Annotated in this window: 2 protein-coding genes; one reads left to right on the top strand and one right to left on the bottom strand. The window is 46.5% G+C overall.

Annotated features, from left to right (window positions below; all coding sequences use genetic code 11):
• Positions 1 to 303 precede the first annotated feature (303 nt).
• A complete protein-coding gene (locus AB1724_13655; protein ID MEW6078856.1) occupies positions 304 to 594 on the bottom strand; it encodes a hypothetical protein in 291 nt (96 codons plus the stop codon).
• An 832-nt stretch (positions 595 to 1426) separates the two neighbouring features.
• Here AB1724_13655 and AB1724_13660 point away from each other — a divergent pair.
• Positions 1427 to 2673: DUF4388 domain-containing protein (locus tag AB1724_13660; GenBank protein ID MEW6078857.1), on the top strand; the 1247-nt coding region annotated here is incomplete at its 3' end.

Here is a 2673-nt window from a genome sequence, read left to right on the forward strand (position 1 = left end):
ATGGCGGCCAGCGCCACTTTTGCCTTGAATTCCGGGCTGTATTGTTTCCGTTTCTTGATCATGTAAAGCTCCTTTCATGTTGTGAATCAGAGCTTAGCACATTGTCCAGTTTTTGGGGACCACCGCATGGTGCCATCCTTGGTTATATGGTTACGAACTCTTCACCTGCCGGAAGGGGTATGCAGGGAATGCAAATGGTACAATGTTTGTTAAGCACCTTGCTCCGAAAAAGCGGTGGAGGCCCGCCCCCTTCCGGTCTGGTGCACACGCTTGTTGGCAAAACACCATTGGTTTTAAAGCGCTTTAATTACCATTTAAAACATCTATCATTCTTCGAAGCTTAGCATCTGTTTTTTCAGTTCCAATCCTTCCAGGATAATCTTCTAATTCCTCACGTGAGAATTGACCCTTTACAACTTTACCATCCTTCGCTGTAAGTTCTAAAGTATGATTTTCCCTATTATCAATTCCTATCCGTCCATTCCATATGTGATTAATTAATTCTATTTCTTTCTCTAAAGCGAAAATGGTTGCACTTGAAATTATTAACTTAGCTCCCTCCAAACGCTGTACATTACTGTCTTCTGCCATCATTGAACTCCTTGTTAATTGCCAACGTTAGTAATCGGAGTTGGTCTGCCTTTTGTCCCGATTTTGGATTTTATGAAGAATTGATTTTTCATCACACGAAATCTCATCATACCAGAGGAGCCTACGGTATCGCCTCTCATTGGCTGTTAATGTGTTGGATTGGATTTAATCCCCCTTGTTGAATTTTATAATCGATTTGGGCTGGTGGTGTCAACCAAGGGGGAATGAAAAAGGGCTGACACAGGAGGAAAATTCTGGGCGATGCTTCGGGCGATGGGGGAAAAACCGTTCGGAGCTGTCCAAGACTGAAGGTGAGAGCCCGGGTGCCTGGGGAGAATAATCATTTTTTTCTGAAACAGCCCAAGCTCACACGTCAAAAAAAAAGAGGGCTGACACAGAATGAATGTCAGCCCCTTTTCATCCATCCAGACCGTCCAAGGTGTTTAAGAATTCAAATTTTGGTCTGGTAGAATCCTGGTAGAATTTGGTAATTTTGGTTGGAAAAAATGCATTTATTGAACGGATTGAATAAAACGAAAATGTTTATATCAGGCTGATATAAAAGGTAAAGCCGCGAGTATCAAGGGTTTGATGAAATTCGGGGGCAATGGATTCAAATCCTGCCGCCCCGACCAAAACGAAATACAATTCCCTTCGTGAAATATCCGGGCCGTGGAGCCGGGTCACCTTGCCTGTCAACAGCCCGCCCCTTTGCTAACAGTCTAAATTAAAAAATGATTTCAATCTTGATTTTCTTAAAAAAAATGTTAAAACAAAACAAAAAAGATGGTATATTTTTTTGGGGGGCGTCCAACACGGCTACTGAAGGGTTTGTATGAAGAAAATTCTTTTCGTAAGTGTAGATACGCTTATACTTAACAAAATCTCCAGCCTGCTTCGAAAACACGAACACGCCAGTGATTTTGATATCCTTACGGCGGAAAGCCTTCAGGAATCTGATACCACACTCAAAAAGACAAAAATCGATATTGTTGTTATCGACTTGTACGCCCCCTCCACGAGCGACCTTGGATTACTCAAAACGATCACGAAAAACAACGCGCGTATTCCTTTCATCGTTATGACCCACTTTGAATCCGGTGAAATTGAGTCCACCATCAAGTCCATCCGCGAAATTCGATACTTTGAAAAGCCGATCGATTTTACGGCCCTGGCAGACAAAATGGTGCAGGAAATGGCAGGTGGCGTCGGCGGCGTCTTTCATGGCATCAGCCTGGCTTCTTTTCTCCAGATGTCGGAAATGGAAAAAACCTCCTGTACGCTGAAGGTAAATCCAGGGGAACAGGAAGAAGGGCGTCTCTATTTGCAAAACGGTGTTCTGGTTGCGGCGGCGACCGGGTCCGCCAGGGGGGAAGAGGCCGTATACCAGATACTCGACTGGCACAGGCCGACCATCGAGATTGATTATCCCGACCTGAACATTACCAGGGAAATTGATCAGCCGCTGTTGCGCCTTCTGATTGAAATGACAAGACGACAGGATGCCAAAGCCGGTAAGGCCGTACATGAATCCGGTAAGGTCGTATACAAACCGGTGCAGGCCGGAGATACGGCAGGCACCCGGGAAGATACCGGAAAAAAGAAAGCCGCTGCTGAAAAAAAGCAGACTGACATCCAAAAACAGAAGGCCGCTGCCGAGAAAAAGAAGGTTGCTGCCGATGGAAAGAAGGCTGCTGCTGAAAAAGAGAAAGTCGCCTTCGCAAAAAAGAAAGCTGCTCCTGAAAAAGAGGCGGCCGCTGCCACCCGCGAGATGCAGGAAAGCCCACCCGTTGAACCGGCTGAAAAAAACAAGGCCCAATCGGATAAAGTTCCGGCTGCCGATGAGCCTCGGGACGCAGGGAACATCATTCCGTTGCGGAAAAACAAAAAGATTCGCTATGGCATTATTGCGGGAATATCGGGTTTCGTCTGTCTGGGGCTTTTTGCCTTTTTCTTTTCGAACTTTGGCGAACGATCCCCCGGTGACGATGCCGTCAAGCCCTTGACTTCAGGGACCGCCGAGGCGGCACGGGGCAAGCTTCCCGTCGAGAATGCCGGTAATAGCGAACGATCCCCCGGTGA

Source organism: Thermodesulfobacteriota bacterium (genome assembly GCA_040753795.1).
Taxonomy (GTDB): Bacteria; Desulfobacterota; Desulfobacteria; order Desulfobacterales; family Desulfosudaceae; genus JBFMDX01.

Excerpts from the sequence above, each read along its gene's own strand:
- AB1724_13655 (MEW6078856.1), bottom strand. The coding sequence starts at position 594 with ATGATGGCAGAAGACAGTAATGTACAGCGTTTGGAGGGAGCTAAGTTA.